Origin of the sequence: Citrobacter sedlakii, assembly GCF_018128425.1 — a bacterium.
GTDB classification, from domain to species: Bacteria; Pseudomonadota; Gammaproteobacteria; order Enterobacterales; family Enterobacteriaceae; genus Citrobacter_A; species Citrobacter_A sedlakii.
In genome coordinates, this window is sequence record NZ_CP071070.1 from 3,792,506 (window position 1) to 3,807,887 (window position 15,382).

Here is a 15,382-nt window from a genome sequence, read left to right on the forward strand (position 1 = left end):
ACAGTAATTTAAAAACAGCGACTTAGTAGTAAAGTTTGCGATACATCACACTTTTACCCCGGTTGGCGGTTTAACGTCCGGCTCATCGGCGATGTCGCCGGTGTGCTTGCCTTCCTCCGTTCCCTGCCAGCCGTGACGCTGTACCAGCGACAAATGTTCACGGTCCTCGGTGATGATTTCGCTGAGCATCGCGCTGGTACGTTTATACACTGCCGCACGAGAAGTGGTATCGTTTTCGCCCTTCGCCATCTCCTCAACCATTCGAGTGTTATAGCGGCGGAACAGATCGGCGCGCTCGCGTGCCTCGTAGCGTCCCAGCCCGAGATTTTCCAGCGCCAGCCGTCCGGTTTTCAACGCACCTTCAAAGGTTTCACGCTCAGGTTGCTCCACCCCGGCCTGACGCAGACGAATGTAGTGATCGACATCACGCGCGCGGGCGATAATCTGCAAATTCGGGAAATGCGCTTTGACCATTTCCGTCAGCGCCAGGCTGGTTTGCGGATCGTCAATGGCGTTGATTAGCACTTCCGCTTTCGCCGCCCCGGCGGATTCCAGCAGATCCATTCGCGTTGCGTCGCCGTAAAACACCTTCATGCCGAATTTGCGCAGCGTTTCAATATGATCTGGGTCATGGTCGAGGACCACCATTTTTACCCCGCTGGAGAGCAGCAAACGGCCGGTAATCTGCCCGAAGCGCCCAAAGCCGGCAATAATCACCCGCGGCTGTTCCTCATCGATTTCATCCGCTTCGCGTTCTTCCCCGGCGGCATTTTTCTCCAGACGGGTAAGGATGACGAGGAAGATCGGCGTCGCGGCCATTGAGAGCGCCACCGCCAGCGTCAGCGCTTTCGCCCATTCCGGATCCAACACGCCCGCCATCTGCGCCGCGCCAAACACCACAAACGCGAACTCGCTGCCCTGTCCCAGCAGCACCGCGAACCAGCGACGCTGTTTATTCGGCACCTTCAGCGGGCGGGCAATCAGCCATAACATGCCGGTCTTAATAACCAGAAAGCCCACCAGCAGAATGATAATGCGCAAAGGATTATCAATAAGCGTGCCGAAGTCTATCGACATGCCGACGCCGATAAAGAACAGCCCAAGCAGCAGGCCTTTAAACGGTTCAATATCGCTTTCCAGAGCGTGACGATACTCCGAGCTTGCCAGCAGTACACCTGCCAGAAACGCGCCCATCGCCATTGACAGCCCCACTTCTTCCAGCAACAGACCGAAGCCGAACACCAGAAACAACGCCACGGCGCTGAACACTTCGCGCAAACCAGAACGCGCGACAAAGCGCAACGCCGGACGCGTGACATAGCGCCCGAGCAAAATCACCAGCGCCAGCGCGCCGACCACCTTCAGCGCTGACAGCGCAAATGCGCCCAGCGTTGTTGACGCGCCGCTGGCTGCCAGCAGGGGGATCATCGCCACCAGCGGTATAGCCGCAATATCCTGAAACAACAGCACCGCAAAGGCGCTGCGCCCCATCTGCGAGACGGTAAGATTTCGCTCATTCATTGCCTGCATCGCTATCGCCGTGGAGGAGAGCGCCAGGGTCAGGCCGATCAGCTCCGCCACCTGCCAACGCAGGCCGAGGAACATACAGAACAGGCCGATCAGCCCGCCGCACACGACCATCTGTAGCGCGCCGCCGCCAAACACCGAGGCCCGGAGCTTCCAGAGACGCTGGGGATCCAGCTCAAGGCCAATGACAAACAGCATCAGCACCACGCCGATTTCCGCAAAGTGCAGTATCGACTCTGCGTCAGTGACCAACCGAAGCCCCCAGGGACCAATGATGCACCCGGCAATCAGATAGCCGAGCACCGACCCCAGACCGAGCCGCACAGCAATCGGGACAATCAGTGCCGCGGAACCGAGATAAATCAGCGCCTGTATCAGCGTATGGCTATCCATTGTGCGCCTCCTGCCACTCCAGCAAACGTTGTTTATAACGCCGTGCCTGCGCTTGCAGGGTTTCATCATCGCAGATAAACGTGCAGTGCATCGCAAACGGCGGGAGCCAGTTGAGACCACAATAAAGCGCCGTTGCCTGGAGAGGTTGTGAAAGCACCGCAAATCCCGGATGCGAGCCGATCTCGAAATGATTCTCGCCCCCGCCGGTCGTAACCGCCCACATTAACTGTTTCCCCTGCAACGCCGTGCCGCCGTGACCGTAGGCCCAGCCGTGAGAGAGCACCTTATCCATCCAAAGTTTGAGTAAAGGCGGCACGCTGTACCACTGCATCGGATGCTGCCAGATAATCAGATCGGCACGGGAAAGCGCCTCCTGTTCAGCGGCGATGTCGATATTGAAGTCGGGATAAAGTTGATACAGCGAACGTACTTCAACCCCTTCCAGGGTCCTTGCCTGTTCAAGCATCCGTCTATTCGCATGCGAATGCTGCGGATAAGGATGCGCGTAAATAATGAGGATCATGTTTAGCCTGTTATCGTTTCTGTTTACATCTCGTTACCAAGAGTGTAGACATTTAACGAGCCGACTAAAAGCATTCAAACATTCATTCACAAAAAAGTGTTTCCCCCTCAAATGGGTTCGCCTTTTTCTAAAGCTAAACATGCTATTTTTAAAATATGCATCCAACACATGAATGCATGATCATCAATCAATAAAAATTCATTACCTATTAAAATTATTTAATTACGCCCCCAAGAAAACTAAAAACACCCAACCCAATGAAAAGACAGGTAATTTATTCCCAAAAAGAAACTTGGCGTAATTACACATTAAAAACTAACTTTTATTAAAACACCTGCGCCGCTAATATATCTTTTTTTGCCGAATGCCAAATCTAAATGAGTGCAATCATGATTAACAATTATTTTTCATTAAATAACGTCACCAGAACGCTTAAGCAACTTTTTCCTGCGATAATATTATTCACACCAATTATATCTTCTGCTCAGATAACAATTGATAAATCCACATCCTCCCCACAAATTTTCTCTAACGACAGTGAATACATTATTAATCAGGATGTCACTATTTCCTCACCGGGAGATGAAGCTGCGGCAACCTTAAGTGGCACCATTGTTAATACGCTGACAAACAACGGAAATATCTCCGGCAAAAGTGATGGATTGTATGTGAATACGGGAGCACAAAAAGTCCAAATCATCAATGGAGATAAGTCTGCAATATCATCCACAACGGCAAATGCTATTAACATTGAGTCAATGCTGGGAGATATCATTAATAATGGTGTGATTACCGCGGCTAAAGTGGGCATTTATATTGCTCCGGATTTAGCGGCGCTTACTATATCCAACACTGAAACTGGGACTATTACAGGCAGAACAGGAGTCTACACCTGGTCAGGCCTAGGACTGGAAAATAAAGGCATCATAACCGGTCTTGATGGCGACGGTGTTCTTGCTAATGATGGCACCGCAAAAATCACCAACGCAAATACCATAGAGGGAACGCGCTACGGTATTTTTGCCGACAATACAGCCAAAGTAGACATTATCAATTCAGGCGTCATATCTGGAAAGGAAGCGGCTATTTATTTTGCCAGCGGGAAAAAGAACACCCTCGTCCTCAATACCGGTTCTGAACTTATTGGCGACGTTATATCCAGCAATTCTAAAAATAATACCGTCACGTTAATGGGGTCAGGCACGGAAGACAGTCATTTTATCGGACTGAATGAAGGGGATGGTTTTGCTACACTCACCATGAACGGGGAAGACTGGACCCTTTCCGGTGATATCGACCTGACAGGCACCAGCGATTCGCTGCTGGTCAACACCGGTAAACTGACTCTCGCCGGAAACGTGGCAAACAGTGGTTCCACACTCATCGCGCAGAAGGCGGTACTGCAACTTGGCGACGGTGCAAAAACCGCCACGTTAACCGGAACAGTAACTAATGACGGGATCCTTATTTTTAATCAGGGTGGCAATACGACGTTTGCCAGCGATATTACCGGAAGCGGCAACCTCGTAAAAAATGACGCCAGCGTGCTGACCCTTACAGGGAATAATACCTATACCGGAAATACCCAGTTGAATGCCGGCACTACGCTGGTGGCGGAAGGCGCAACGCTAGGAGTAGAGGGCAGCAATGCCACGATGACCGTCGACAATGGCGCCACATTTGCCAGCGCAGGGCGCGTGTATAACAACCTTGATATCCTGGCAGGCGGTACGTTGGCAGCCTGGAATGCCGTTTCCGGTAATTCGATATCCACCTCCGCAACCGTGGATACCCTTAACGGTAATGTCACCAACAGCGGAACCTTATTAATTAGCGGTCAGAACAACGCGATCGGCAATGATTTCATCATCAACGGGGATTACACCGGCGCGGCGGGAAGCCAGATCGTGATGAACAGCGAGCCTGGCGACGACACCGCGCCCACAGACCATCTGAGCATTACCGGCAGCAGTTATGGTACGTCCGATGTCGCTGTCCGCAATGTCGGCGGACTGGGCGACCAAACCGTTAACGGAATGAAGGTGATTAGCGTGGGAGGAAACTCCAACGCTGAATTCACGCTTTCCCGTCCTGTTGTTGCCGGCGCGTGGGAATATAACCTCTTCCAACACGATGACGGTAACTGGTATCTGGAGTCTAAAGCAACCTCTTCCGAGGATGATGGAGACAGCGATGGTAACGGCGGCGACAACGGTAACGGCGGCGACAACGGTAACAGCGACGACAATGGTAATGGCGGCGACAATAGTAACGGCGGCGACAATAGTAACGGCGGCGACAATAGTAACGGCGGCGACAACGGTAACAGCGGCGACAATGGCAATGACGGCGACAGCGGCAATGGCGGCGATAATGGTAATGGCGGCGATAATGTCCCGGAAATCATGGCGCCTGAAGTTGGCGCTTATCTTGGCAACTATCAGGCGGCACAGGGTATGTTCCTGCACAAACGTGACGATCGCGATCAGTTGACGTTGCGCAATGAAGATGATCTTAACACCTGGATGTATGTTAAAGGTCGTTATCATGAAAACGACGTTGCCGGCGATAAGCTGAACTATGACACCACCACCACCGTGCTTCAAATCGGTACCGACTTCCTGAGTAAACCACTCGATAAGGGTGTCCTGCATGCCGGTGGCATGGTCGGCGCAGGCCATGCCAAAACCGATTCAGACAGTAAAAACAATGCCCGCAACGCACAGGGTAAAGTTGACGGTTTTAACGTGGGTATTTATGCCACCTGGCAGGAAGATCAAAAATACCGCCTCGGCAGCTATGTCGACTCATGGGCAATGTACAGCTGGTATGACAACAACGTAAGCAGCAACCGCAATGATGAAGATTACAGCAGCAAAGGTTTCGCCGCCTCTTTTGAAGTCGGCCATGCCTGGGTTGTCGATTCAGAAAATCAACGCACCTGGAAAATTGAACCCCAGGCTCAGGTGATCTATAGCTATCTGGATCAGGATAATCATACGGACCGCGACGGGGTCAGGGTGACGCAACTGGACGACGACAGCGTATTTGGCCGTCTCGGGGTGAAGAGCAGCTATTTTGATCGTAACGACGTACAGGCATGCCAGCCCTACGTTTCGATCAACTGGTTAAAAGGCGCCGGCCAAAACGACCTGGCCTTTAACGGTGAACGCATCAGCAACGATATGCCAGAGGATCGCGGACAGCTTGAACTGGGTGTCACGGGCAATCTGAATGAAACCACTACCCTTTCACTTCGGGTAAGCGGCGAATGGGGAGAAAACAGCTATAACGCTTACGGTGGCCATATCCTCCTCAACCACCGTTGGTAATCGCTGATTACTTCATGTTTCGCGCAGCGGCCCATACCGCTGCGCCTCTTTATTAGTTATCCAGCTCGCTCATGTTTTTCACCTGGTCACGGTTAATCTGTTCCGTCTGACCGGTTTCGGCGTTTTTGTAAGATACCAGCCCGGTGTCGTCATCCACCTGTGGTTTGCCGTCGGTGACAATGGTTCTGCCGTCGGTGGTGCGTACCGCCTGGTTTGAGGAACAGCCCACGACGGTGAAGACGGTTGCTGCGGCCAAAATAGACGCGATCAGTCGATGCTTTTGCATGGTGTTCTCCCTGCTTTTCAGTCATTTTCTGTTACTTACCCGTTAACTGTAGCCTAAGGGGTTGACGCTGAACGCAAATGCAGAACACTCTGAATGGCGTCGTTAGCGCAGCGGCGACCTGCGGAGGGTCATGGTGCTGGTTTCAGCCAACGTCAGGCCACGGGTTTCAGGGGCGAAGGCAATGGAGATTAACAGCCCAACCAGCGAAATTCCGGCGCCCATCAACATGACGTGACTGATGCCGTATTTTGTAATGAAGATCGGCAGCGCCCAGGTCGAAAGGATAGTGCCAATACGGCTCAACGACATGATGACGCCGACCGCCGAGGCGCGAATATCGGTAGGAAACAGCTCATTCGGATATAACCACTGAAGGTTTCCCGGCCCGCCGGAAAAAAAGGCGTAAACCGCAAACGCCGTGACCACCAGCCCAATCCCCATTTCCGGTATCAGCCCCAACACCGCTAACGCCAGCGTCATCATTACAAAACTGCCGATCAGCAGGGGTCGTCGACCCGCGCTGTTGAGCCAGAACATGGGAGGAATGCAGCCCAGCATAAAGAACAGACTGATGACCACGTTGCCCAGCGCGGCGCTTTTCCCGGCCCCCAGTCCCAACAACCCCACAATCTGCGGACCAAAGGTGTAAATGGCAAACATCGGGATCACCTGACAGGTCCAGATAGCCGCGACAAACAGCACAAACGGGAAGTGACGACGATTAAAAAGCTGTAAAAAGCGCGTTTCCTGCGGCGGTTCTTCTTCAAACGCTACCGGCTCGCCAAACAGCTTAATCATCATCGCTTCACACTCTTTCACCCGCCCCTTGCGCAGCAACCAGCGCGGCGACTCAGGCAGATCGAAGCGTCCGACCAGGATCAAAATACAGGGTATGGCCGCGCTACCCAGCATCCAGCGCCAGCCGCCCTCCACGTCATACAGCCAGTAACCAACCAGATCGGCACAGGTCGCGCCGACATACCACATGGCGGCAATAAAACTGATGGAGAACGCCCGCTGACGGGTGTTGGAAAACTCGGTAATCATGGAGGTGGCAATCGGATAATCCGCGCCGATCACCACACCGATCAACACCCGCATCACCAGCAGTTCCGCTGGGGTGGAAACAAACATGGTCGCCAGCGATATCACCCCAATCGCGATGATATCGATAAGGAACATTTTTCGGCGCCCGACCTTGTCAGAGATATAGCCAAACAGCGAGGTTCCGACGAACAGCCCGGCCAGGGTGCCAGCGCCGAGCAGCCCCAGCCACCCGGCGTCAAGTTTGAGCGCTGGCGTAAGTTGCTCAAGCGCAACGCCAATTATCACCAGCACATACCCGTCGAGGAAGGGACCTCCGCTTCCCCACAGCATGATCCTGCGGTGAATGGATGAAAATTTTATGTCCTCAAAATTCCGTGGCTGTTGCATGAGCATATCCTGTGTAAACATCCTGCCTGATGACCCTTCGCATCGCCATCCGGCGCCCGGTTTAGCCGTAGCGAAATTCCACACCAAAGGTGCCGCGCGGGTATTCCCATTTCTCCAGCGCCGTCCCCAGCCCGAGGATGCGGCAGGTACCGCATTCCAGGCATCCCGCATAGTCAAAACGCACGCTGCCGTCATCCTGTTTTTTGTACAGCCCGGCAGGGCACGCCTTGACCAGTACATCCAGCACCTGCTGATTCGCATCGCTTTTCACGATGATGTGCGGATGCTCCTCATCGACATTGAATTTATTGACGCCCAGTTTGACGTCCACATTGACGGGAGAAGTCATAATGCGGTCACTCCTTTCAGACCATCTTTCATCAGATTGATGAAGCCCACGTTTTTCGCGTGACGCAGGATTTTCTTACGCAGCGGCACCGGCGCGCTGCCGTCGACGGTGAACAGGTCGCGGGCGATCCCCACCGCCATTTCCGGGTAGCGGGTAAACATCCGGGGATTATCCAGCAGCGCGGGCAAACGCTGATACATCCGCATATCCCGTAGCGGGCCGTCTTCAAGGTACTGGCGATACGTTGCCAGCCCCTGACGGCTAAAATCATTGCGCAGCCTCGCCGAGAGCACCGCTTTTGCCGCCGCTTCGCCAGCGGCAACGGCTAAATCCATACCGCGAATGGTGAATCCCAGGTTCAGGCACATTCCTGCGGCATCGCCGGCAATCAGCACACCGTCGCCTACCAGTTCAGGCTGCATGTTCATCCCGGCTTCCGGTACGACATGCGCCGCATATTCAACCAGCTTGCCCCCGGCTATCAGCGGCGCGACGGCCGGATGCTGTTTAAAATCTTCCAGCATTTGCGGAACCGATTTTTTCGCCTCCTGTAAATGATGAAGGCCACATACCAGCCCCAGCGAAAGCGTACTTTCATTGGTATAGAGGAAGCCGCCGCCCATCAGGCCATCGGTAGGCGAACCGGCGAACAGGCAGGCCGCGCCTTCGTTGCCCTGGAGCTGAAAACGATCCTCAATAACCGCTTTCGGCAGTTCGATCAGCTCTTTCACCCCCACCGCGACGTGCGCAGCGTCGACCCGTTTCGCCATACCCAGCTTTTCCGCGAGCAGGGAGTTCACCCCGTCGGCGAGGATCACCACATTTCCTTCAATGATCTCGCCGTCGGCTTCAACGCCCACCACTTTGCCATCGCGCTGTACCACGTTATCCACGCGGATCCCGGCAATCAGCTGTGCGCCCGCCGCTTCGGCCTGATCCATCAGCCAGCCGTCAAACCGGCTGCGCAGCACCGAATAAGAAACCTCTGCTGGCGAAGCGCTTTCCGCGTTGAGATAGTCCACCGTCATCGCACCGCGTTCGGTCATAAAGGACAGTTTTTCGTGAGTGATGACGCGCTCAACGGGAGCCTGCTGCGCAAACCCCGGGATAATGCGCTCGAGACTGTGCGCGTAAATGCGCCCGCCGGTGACATTCTTCGCGCCCGCCGAATTCCCACGTTCGATAACCAGCACTTGCGCCCCTTCCCGGGCAAGCACCAATGCCGCAACGGACCCGGCGAGCCCTGCCCCTACGATAATGGCGTCAAAGATATCTTCAGACATACATCCTCCCTGCTGGTGTGGATTAGCGCGCCAGAGCGGCGGTCAGCGCAGGAAGGATCTTCAGCGCATCGCCGACAATGCCGTAGTCCGCGTACTGAAAGATCGGCGCATTTTTGTCTTTGTTAATGGCAAAGATGGTCTGCGCGCCGTTCGCCCCAACCATGTGCTGGATCTGCCCGGAGATCCCCACCGCCAGATACAGCTCGGGTTTCAGCATCAGATTAGAGATCCCGACATAGCGCTCATGCGCCATCCACTTCTCGTTTTCCGCAACCGGACGAGAGCAGGCCAGTTCGGCGCCGATGGCCTGACATAGCGCTTGTGCCAGCGCGATATTCTCCTGGCTGCCGATGCCGCGCCCCACGCTGACCACCAGCCGCGCTTTGTCGAGGTCGACGCGCTGGCTCTGACGCGCCTCGATGGCGGTACGGGTTACGCTTGTCTCCGGCGCCTGCCATGCCACAACATGCGTCTCGCCGCTGCGTGACGCGTCCGGCTGCGGCGCGTCAAACGTCCCGCTATTGAGCGTGATCACCGCGAAAGGCGATGTCACGGTCTCGTTCCCTATCGCCAGGCCGCCATACACCATATGTTTGACCTGTGCATGACCGTCCTGGCAGAGTACGTCGCTGGCGTCGTTTGAGACCGCCGCGGCGAGACGATGGCCCAGCTTAGCCGCCAGTAGCTTGCCGCGACGGGTATTGGGCAGCAAAACCAGTCCGGCGTCGCCCTGCTGACGGATGGTCTGCGCAATGACGTCCGCATAATCCTCCACCATGCGGTCGTCCGGTTTCCCCTGCAACAGCCACACGCGCTCCGCACCGCACTGCAACGCCGTTGTCTCCTCGTCGGCGTGCTGCACAAACGCATTCACTTGTTCACCTAAAATCCGCGCGCCGCCGATCAGTTCCGGCAGGCGTGAAGCCATATCGCTGAAAACCCAGACGCTGGAAAACTTGCTCATAACATCCCCTTTTAATTAATCATTTTGCGCAAACTGTCGGCAAATGCGGCGATCTGCTCTTCACCATCGCCTTCAATCACTTCGCGCAGGCGTTCTCGCTGCTTCGGCGCGGCTACTGTTTGTGAGGAACGCGCTTCCCCTGCGTTAAACCCAATATCCGCCGCAGACCAGACCTGAACCGGTTTTTTCGCCGCGCCCAGAATGGCCTTCATAGACGGGATTTGCGGAGAGTTAATGTCAGTGGATACCGCCACCACGGCAGGAAGCGGGATGCAGAGGGTTTCGATTTCGTCTTCCAGCTCACGCTCAACGTTCAGCGTGCTGTCGCTCAGCGAGAGGATCTTGCTGACGCCGTTAACCGCCGGAATGTTGAGGATTTCGCCGACCAACAGACCAACCTGCTGCGCGTACAGATCGGACGATCCGTCGCCGCAAATCAGCAGATCGAACCCCCGCTTTTGCGCTGCGGACGCCAGAGCGCTGGCCGTCTGCTGCGGGAGCGCCTGTTCAAACGGGTCGTCAATGACCACTACCAGCTCATCCGGACCGCGCGACAGCACGTCTTTGCGTCCCTTCGCATTGGTTAGCGCTTTGCCGCCCACGCTCAGGGCGATAACCTGCGCGTCGCTGACCTGCTGTTTAAGCTGGCAGGCGGCTTCAATCGCATTCAAATCGTACTGGCTGATTTTGCTTTCGGCTTTGCTGATATCCAGGGAACCGTCAGCATTATTAATCGAAATATCCTGTTCATCAGGTACGCTTTTATAGCAAGTCAATATCTTCATTGCATCTCCAGAAGTCATGAATATCGGCGGTGTTAATTACTGATAGCACGCACGTTAATTCCGAAATAAAACCTTAATCACCATTATTGAAAATGTCACACACTGATGATTTCAACTTTCAATATTGTTAACCGCTTCACCAATATTGAACACAAGCGAATACAACAGCTAATTTTCAATATTGTTTTACGGATCACCAATATTGAACGCCGACGGGTATAAAAAGCGCCAAACACACCATTAACTTATTGATTAAAAATAAAAATATCAATATCAACACCCCAGGACAGCCCGTCTGAAAAGTGTGATGAGGGTAACAGAACACAGCCACACGAATACCCATTATGAGTTATTCGCTCACGCGCCCCGAGGTTAAATGACCATCAACAACTATGTAATAAAAATAGAACAATTGGGAACGAATAATACATTCATTTTTAAACTGGAATTAGCGCATGAAAAATGAAAAGAGAAAGTCCGGCATTGAGCCAAAGGTTTTCTTTCCACCATTAATCATTGTCGGAATACTTTGCTGGCTAACGGTTCGCGATTTAGACGCAGCGAATATTGTTATTAATGCCGTCTTCAGTTATGTCACCAATATCTGGGGATGGGCCTTCGAATGGTATATGGTCGTCATGCTTATCGGCTGGTTCTGGCTGGTATTTGGCCCCTACGCCAAAAAGAAACTTGGCGATGAGAAACCGGAGTTCAGCACTGCCAGCTGGATCTTTATGATGTTCGCCTCCTGTACCTCTGCCGCTGTGCTGTTCTGGGGCTCGATTGAGATTTACTACTATATCTCGACCCCGCCGTTTGGCTTTGCCGCTCACTCAACCAGCGCGAAAGAACTGGGCCTCGCATACAGCCTGTTCCACTGGGGACCGCTGCCGTGGGCGACCTACAGCTTCCTTTCTGTCGCCTTCGCCTACTTCTTTTTTGTCCGCAAAATGGATGTGATCCGTCCCAGCTCCACGCTGGCGCCGCTGGTGGGGGAAAAACATGCCAAAGGGCTGCTCGGCACCATCATTGATAACTTCTATCTCGTCGCGCTGATTTTCGCGATGGGCACCAGCCTGGGCCTTGCGACGCCGCTGGTCACGGAATGTATGCAATACCTGTTCGGGATCCCGCATACCCTGGAGCTGGACGCCATTATTATCACCTGCTGGATCATCCTCAACGCGATTTGCGTGGCCTGCGGCCTGCAAAAAGGGGTGCGTATCGCCAGCGACGTGCGCAGCTATCTGAGCTTCCTGATGCTCGGCTGGGTGTTTATCGTCAGCGGCGCCAGCTTCATCATGAACTACTTCACCGATTCGGTGGGCACGCTGCTGATGTATCTGCCGCGCATGTTGTTCTATACCGATCCTATCGCCAAAGGTGGCTTCCCTCAGGGCTGGACCGTTTTTTACTGGGCGTGGTGGGTGATTTACGCCATTCAGATGAGCATCTTCCTGGCGCGCATTTCCCGTGGACGCACCGTGCGCGAACTGTGTTTTGGGATGGTGTTAGGGCTGACCGCCTCCACCTGGATCCTGTGGACCGTGCTGGGCAGCAACACCCTGTTATTGATGGATAAAAACATCATCAACATTCCGCAGTTGATAGAGCAGCACGGCGTGGCGCGCGCCATTATCGAAACCTGGGCCGCGCTGCCGTTCAGTACCGCCACCATGTGGGGATTCTTCATCCTCTGCTTTATTGCCACCGTGACGCTGATTAACGCCTGTTCGTATACCCTGGCGATGTCGACCTGTCGCGAAGTGCGCGACGGCGACGAGCCGCCGCTGCTGGTGCGGATCGGCTGGTCGGTGCTGGTGGGCGTCATCGGTATTGTGTTGCTGGCGCTTGGCGGCCTGAAGCCGATTCAAACCGCCATCATTGCCGGCGGCTGCCCGCTGTTCTTCGTCAACATTATGGTGACCCTCTCCTTTATTAAAGACGCCAAAGCGCACTGGAAAGACAACTCAATTACCCCTAACAGATCAAGAGGTTGAAAGATGGATTTTAACTTGAATGACGAGCAGGAACTGTTTGTCGCCGGTATTCGCGAACTGATGGCCAGTGAGAACTGGGAAGCCTATTTTGCCGAGTGCGACCGTGACAGCGTGTATCCGGAGCGCTTTGTTAAAGCGCTGGCGGAGATGGGTATCGACAGCCTGTTGATCCCGGAAGAACATGGCGGGCTGGAAGCGGGGTTCGTCACCGTTGCCGCTGTCTGGATGGAACTGGGACGTCTCGGCGCGCCAACCTATGTGCTGTACCAGTTGCCGGGCGGTTTTAACACTTTCCTGCGCGAAGGCACGCAAGAGCAGATCGATAAGATCATGGCCTTCCGGGGGACAGGCAAACAGATGTGGAACTCGGCAATCACCGAACCGGGAGCGGGATCGGATGTGGGCAGCCTCAAAACCACCTATACCCGTAAAAATGGTAAGGTTTATCTCAACGGCAGTAAGTGTTTTATCACCAGCAGCGCCTACACGCCCTATATCGTGGTGATGGCCCGGGACGCCGCGTCGCCTGACAAACCCGTTTATACCGAATGGTTTGTCGATATGACGAAACCCGGCATCCAGGTGAATAAACTCGATAAGCTCGGCCTGCGGATGGACAGTTGCTGCGAAATTAACTTCGATGACGTCGAACTGGATGAAAAAGACAGGTTCGGGCGGGAAGGCAACGGTTTTAACCGCGTGAAAGAAGAGTTCGATCATGAACGGTTCCTGGTGGCGCTCACCAACTACGGTACGGCGATGTGCGCCTTTGAAGATGCAGCGCGCTACGCTAACCAGCGCGTACAGTTTGGCGAAACCATCGGTCGCTTCCAACTGATTCAGGAAAAATTTGCTCACATGGCCATCAAACTCAATTCGATGAAAAACATGCTGCTGGAAGCCGCGTGGAAGGCCGATAACGGCACGATTACTTCGGGAGATGCGGCGATGTGCAAATACTTCTGCGCCAACGCGGCGTTCGAGGTGGTGGACAGCGCAATGCAGGTACTGGGCGGCGTTGGAATTGCCGGTAATCACCGTATCAGCCGCTTCTGGCGGGATCTGCGCGTGGACCGCGTTTCCGGTGGGTCTGACGAAATGCAGATCCTGACCCTCGGTCGCGCGGTGCTGAAGCAATACCGTTAATCATTATCGGGTGTTTTTCCTGGCCGGAGAAGGCGTTCACGCTGTTATCCGGCCTACGGGACATCTACAACTGCCAGGAGCATAGGTATGAATCGTCTCCCCATGCCCACCTTTGGCCCGCTTGCCGGGCTGCGGGTGGTTTTTTCCGGCATCGAAATCGCCGGACCGTTCGCCGGACAATTGTTTGCTGAATGGGGCGCGGAGGTTATCTGGATTGAAAACGTGGCCTGGGCCGATACCATTCGCGTCCAGCCCCACTATCCGCAGCTTTCGCGCCGTAATCTCCACGCGCTGTCGCTGAATATTTTCAAAGATGAGGGGCGGGAAGCGTTTCTCAAATTAATGGAAACCACCGATATCTTTATTGAAGCCAGCAAAGGCCCGGCATTTGCCCGCCGCGGTATTACCGATGACGTCCTGTGGCGGCATAACCCGAAGCTGGTTATCGCCCATTTATCCGGTTTTGGTCAGTACGGCAGCGAAGAGTACACCCACCTGCCAGCCTATAACACCATTGCCCAGGCGTTCAGCGGCTACCTGATCCAGAACGGCGACGTCGACCAGCCGATGCCCGCCTTCCCGTACACCGCCGACTATTTCTCCGGCATGACCGCCACCACCGCGGCGCTGGCGGCGTTGCATAAAGCGCGTGAAACCGGTAAAGGCGAAAGTATTGATGTCGCAATGTACGAAGTCATGCTGCGTATGGGTCAATATTTCATGATGGATTATTTCAACGGCGGCGAGATATGCCCGCGAATGACCAAAGGTAAAGATCCCTACTACGCTGGCTGCGGACTGTATAAGTGCGCCGACGGCTACATCGTGATGGAGCTGGTCGGTATTACGCAAATCGCCGAATGCTTTAAGGATATTGGTCTGGCGCACATTCTGGGCACACCGGAGGTTCCGGAAGGCACACAGTTGATTCACCGGATCGAATGCCCTTACGGACCGCTGGTAGAGGAAAAACTCGATGCCTGGCTGGCGACACGCACCCTCGCCGAGGCTCAGGCACGCTTCGCCGAGCTGAATATCGCCTGCGCCAAAGTGCTGACGATTCCGGAACTGGAAGGTAACCCACAGTACATTGCCCGGGAATCCATTACCCAATGGCAAACGCTGGATGGCCGCAGTTGCAAAGGGCCAAACGTGATGCCGAAATTCAAAAATAACCCTGGAAAAATCTGGCGCGGCATGCCGTCACACGGCATGGATACCGCCGCCATTCTGCATAACATCGGCTACAGCGACGCTGAAATTCAGTCACTGGTCAGTAAAGGTCTGGCCAAAGTAGAGGATTAACCCGAACGCGCTAACCGGCATTTCCGGTTAGCGCCTGAATAAATGGACAGAGGTG

12 protein-coding genes are annotated in these 15,382 nt (G+C 54.3%); 4 read left to right on the forward strand and 8 right to left on the reverse strand.

Annotated features, from left to right (window positions below):
• Positions 1 to 45: 45 nt before the first annotated feature.
• A complete protein-coding gene (gene kefC / locus JY391_RS18090; RefSeq protein WP_042290148.1) occupies positions 46 to 1,920 on the reverse strand; it encodes a glutathione-regulated potassium-efflux system protein KefC in 1,875 nt (624 codons plus the stop codon).
• Positions 1,913 to 2,443: a glutathione-regulated potassium-efflux system oxidoreductase KefF gene (gene kefF, locus JY391_RS18095; protein ID WP_060570749.1), complete on the reverse strand. Its 531-nt coding sequence runs from the start codon at positions 2,441 to 2,443 to the stop codon at positions 1,913 to 1,915. Before kefF ends, kefC begins: the two co-directional genes overlap by 8 nt.
• A 389-nt stretch (positions 2,444 to 2,832) precedes the next feature.
• On the opposite strand from kefF, the gene JY391_RS18100 reads away from it, so the two are divergent.
• The gene (locus tag JY391_RS18100) at positions 2,833 to 5,775 is read left to right on the forward strand and encodes an autotransporter family protein (RefSeq protein WP_211934776.1); all 2,943 of its coding nucleotides are present in this window, start codon (positions 2,833 to 2,835) and stop codon (positions 5,773 to 5,775) included.
• Positions 5,776 to 5,827: 52 nt separating this feature from the next.
• Here the strand turns inward: JY391_RS18100 and JY391_RS18105 are convergent, their stop codons facing one another.
• The 6 genes from JY391_RS18105 to JY391_RS18130 all read right to left on the reverse strand — a co-directional run bounded on the left by JY391_RS18105 (position 5,828) and on the right by JY391_RS18130 (position 10,876).
• A complete protein-coding gene (locus tag JY391_RS18105; RefSeq protein ID WP_042290152.1) occupies positions 5,828 to 6,061 on the reverse strand; it encodes a YgdI/YgdR family lipoprotein in 234 nt (77 codons plus the stop codon).
• Positions 6,062 to 6,163: 102 nt separating this feature from the next.
• Positions 6,164 to 7,495 carry an MFS transporter gene (locus JY391_RS18110; RefSeq protein WP_181821996.1) on the reverse strand — a complete coding sequence of 444 codons (1,332 nt, stop codon included), beginning with the start codon at positions 7,493 to 7,495 and terminating at the stop codon, positions 6,164 to 6,166.
• 61 nt (positions 7,496 to 7,556) lie between these two features.
• Positions 7,557 to 7,844 (reverse strand): ferredoxin-like protein FixX, encoded by a 288-nt coding sequence (gene fixX, locus JY391_RS18115; RefSeq protein ID WP_042290155.1) that lies wholly within the window; start codon positions 7,842 to 7,844, stop codon positions 7,557 to 7,559.
• Positions 7,841 to 9,127: an FAD-dependent oxidoreductase FixC gene (fixC, locus tag JY391_RS18120; RefSeq protein ID WP_042290158.1), complete on the reverse strand. Its 1,287-nt coding sequence runs from the start codon at positions 9,125 to 9,127 to the stop codon at positions 7,841 to 7,843. Before fixC ends, fixX begins: the two co-directional genes overlap by 4 nt.
• A 22-nt stretch (positions 9,128 to 9,149) precedes the next feature.
• A complete protein-coding gene (locus JY391_RS18125; protein WP_211934777.1) occupies positions 9,150 to 10,091 on the reverse strand; it encodes an electron transfer flavoprotein subunit alpha/FixB family protein in 942 nt (313 codons plus the stop codon).
• An 11-nt stretch (positions 10,092 to 10,102) separates the two neighbouring features.
• A complete protein-coding gene (locus JY391_RS18130) occupies positions 10,103 to 10,876 on the reverse strand; it encodes an electron transfer flavoprotein FixA (protein WP_211934778.1) in 774 nt (257 codons plus the stop codon).
• Between the two features lie 455 nt (positions 10,877 to 11,331).
• Between JY391_RS18130 and caiT the strand changes: the two genes are divergently transcribed.
• From caiT to caiB, 3 genes are all read left to right on the forward strand, one after another.
• Positions 11,332 to 12,876: an L-carnitine/gamma-butyrobetaine antiporter gene (gene caiT, locus JY391_RS18135; protein ID WP_042290166.1), complete on the forward strand. Its 1,545-nt coding sequence runs from the start codon at positions 11,332 to 11,334 to the stop codon at positions 12,874 to 12,876.
• 3 nt (positions 12,877 to 12,879) lie between these two features.
• Complete coding sequence (gene caiA, locus JY391_RS18140) at positions 12,880 to 14,022, forward strand: crotonobetainyl-CoA dehydrogenase (protein WP_042290168.1); 1,143 nt, start codon at positions 12,880 to 12,882, stop codon at positions 14,020 to 14,022.
• Positions 14,023 to 14,109: 87 nt separating this feature from the next.
• Positions 14,110 to 15,327: an L-carnitine CoA-transferase gene (gene caiB, locus JY391_RS18145; RefSeq protein WP_042290171.1), complete on the forward strand. Its 1,218-nt coding sequence runs from the start codon at positions 14,110 to 14,112 to the stop codon at positions 15,325 to 15,327.
• Positions 15,328 to 15,382: the final 55 nt, after the last annotated feature.

What these genes read in the sequence shown, in the direction of transcription:
- caiA (WP_042290168.1), top strand. Translation starts at nt 12,880, where the DNA reads ATGGATTTTAACTTGAATGACGAGCAGGAACTGTTTGTCGCCGGTATT.
- kefC (WP_042290148.1), bottom strand. Translation starts at nt 1,920, where the DNA reads ATGGATAGCCATACGCTGATACAGGCGCTGATTTATCTCGGTTCCGCG.
- JY391_RS18125 (WP_211934777.1), bottom strand. Translation starts at nt 10,091, where the DNA reads ATGAGCAAGTTTTCCAGCGTCTGGGTTTTCAGCGATATGGCTTCACGC.
- kefF (WP_060570749.1), bottom strand. Translation starts at nt 2,443, where the DNA reads ATGATCCTCATTATTTACGCGCATCCTTATCCGCAGCATTCGCATGCG.
- fixX (WP_042290155.1), bottom strand. Translation starts at nt 7,844, where the DNA reads ATGACTTCTCCCGTCAATGTGGACGTCAAACTGGGCGTCAATAAATTC.
- JY391_RS18100 (WP_211934776.1), top strand. Translation starts at nt 2,833, where the DNA reads ATGATTAACAATTATTTTTCATTAAATAACGTCACCAGAACGCTTAAG.
- fixC (WP_042290158.1), bottom strand. Translation starts at nt 9,127, where the DNA reads ATGTCTGAAGATATCTTTGACGCCATTATCGTAGGGGCAGGGCTCGCC.
- JY391_RS18130 (WP_211934778.1), bottom strand. Translation starts at nt 10,876, where the DNA reads ATGAAGATATTGACTTGCTATAAAAGCGTACCTGATGAACAGGATATT.
- JY391_RS18105 (WP_042290152.1), bottom strand. Translation starts at nt 6,061, where the DNA reads ATGCAAAAGCATCGACTGATCGCGTCTATTTTGGCCGCAGCAACCGTC.
- JY391_RS18110 (WP_181821996.1), bottom strand. Translation starts at nt 7,495, where the DNA reads ATGCAACAGCCACGGAATTTTGAGGACATAAAATTTTCATCCATTCAC.
- caiB (WP_042290171.1), top strand. Translation starts at nt 14,110, where the DNA reads ATGAATCGTCTCCCCATGCCCACCTTTGGCCCGCTTGCCGGGCTGCGG.
- caiT (WP_042290166.1), top strand. Translation starts at nt 11,332, where the DNA reads ATGAAAAATGAAAAGAGAAAGTCCGGCATTGAGCCAAAGGTTTTCTTT.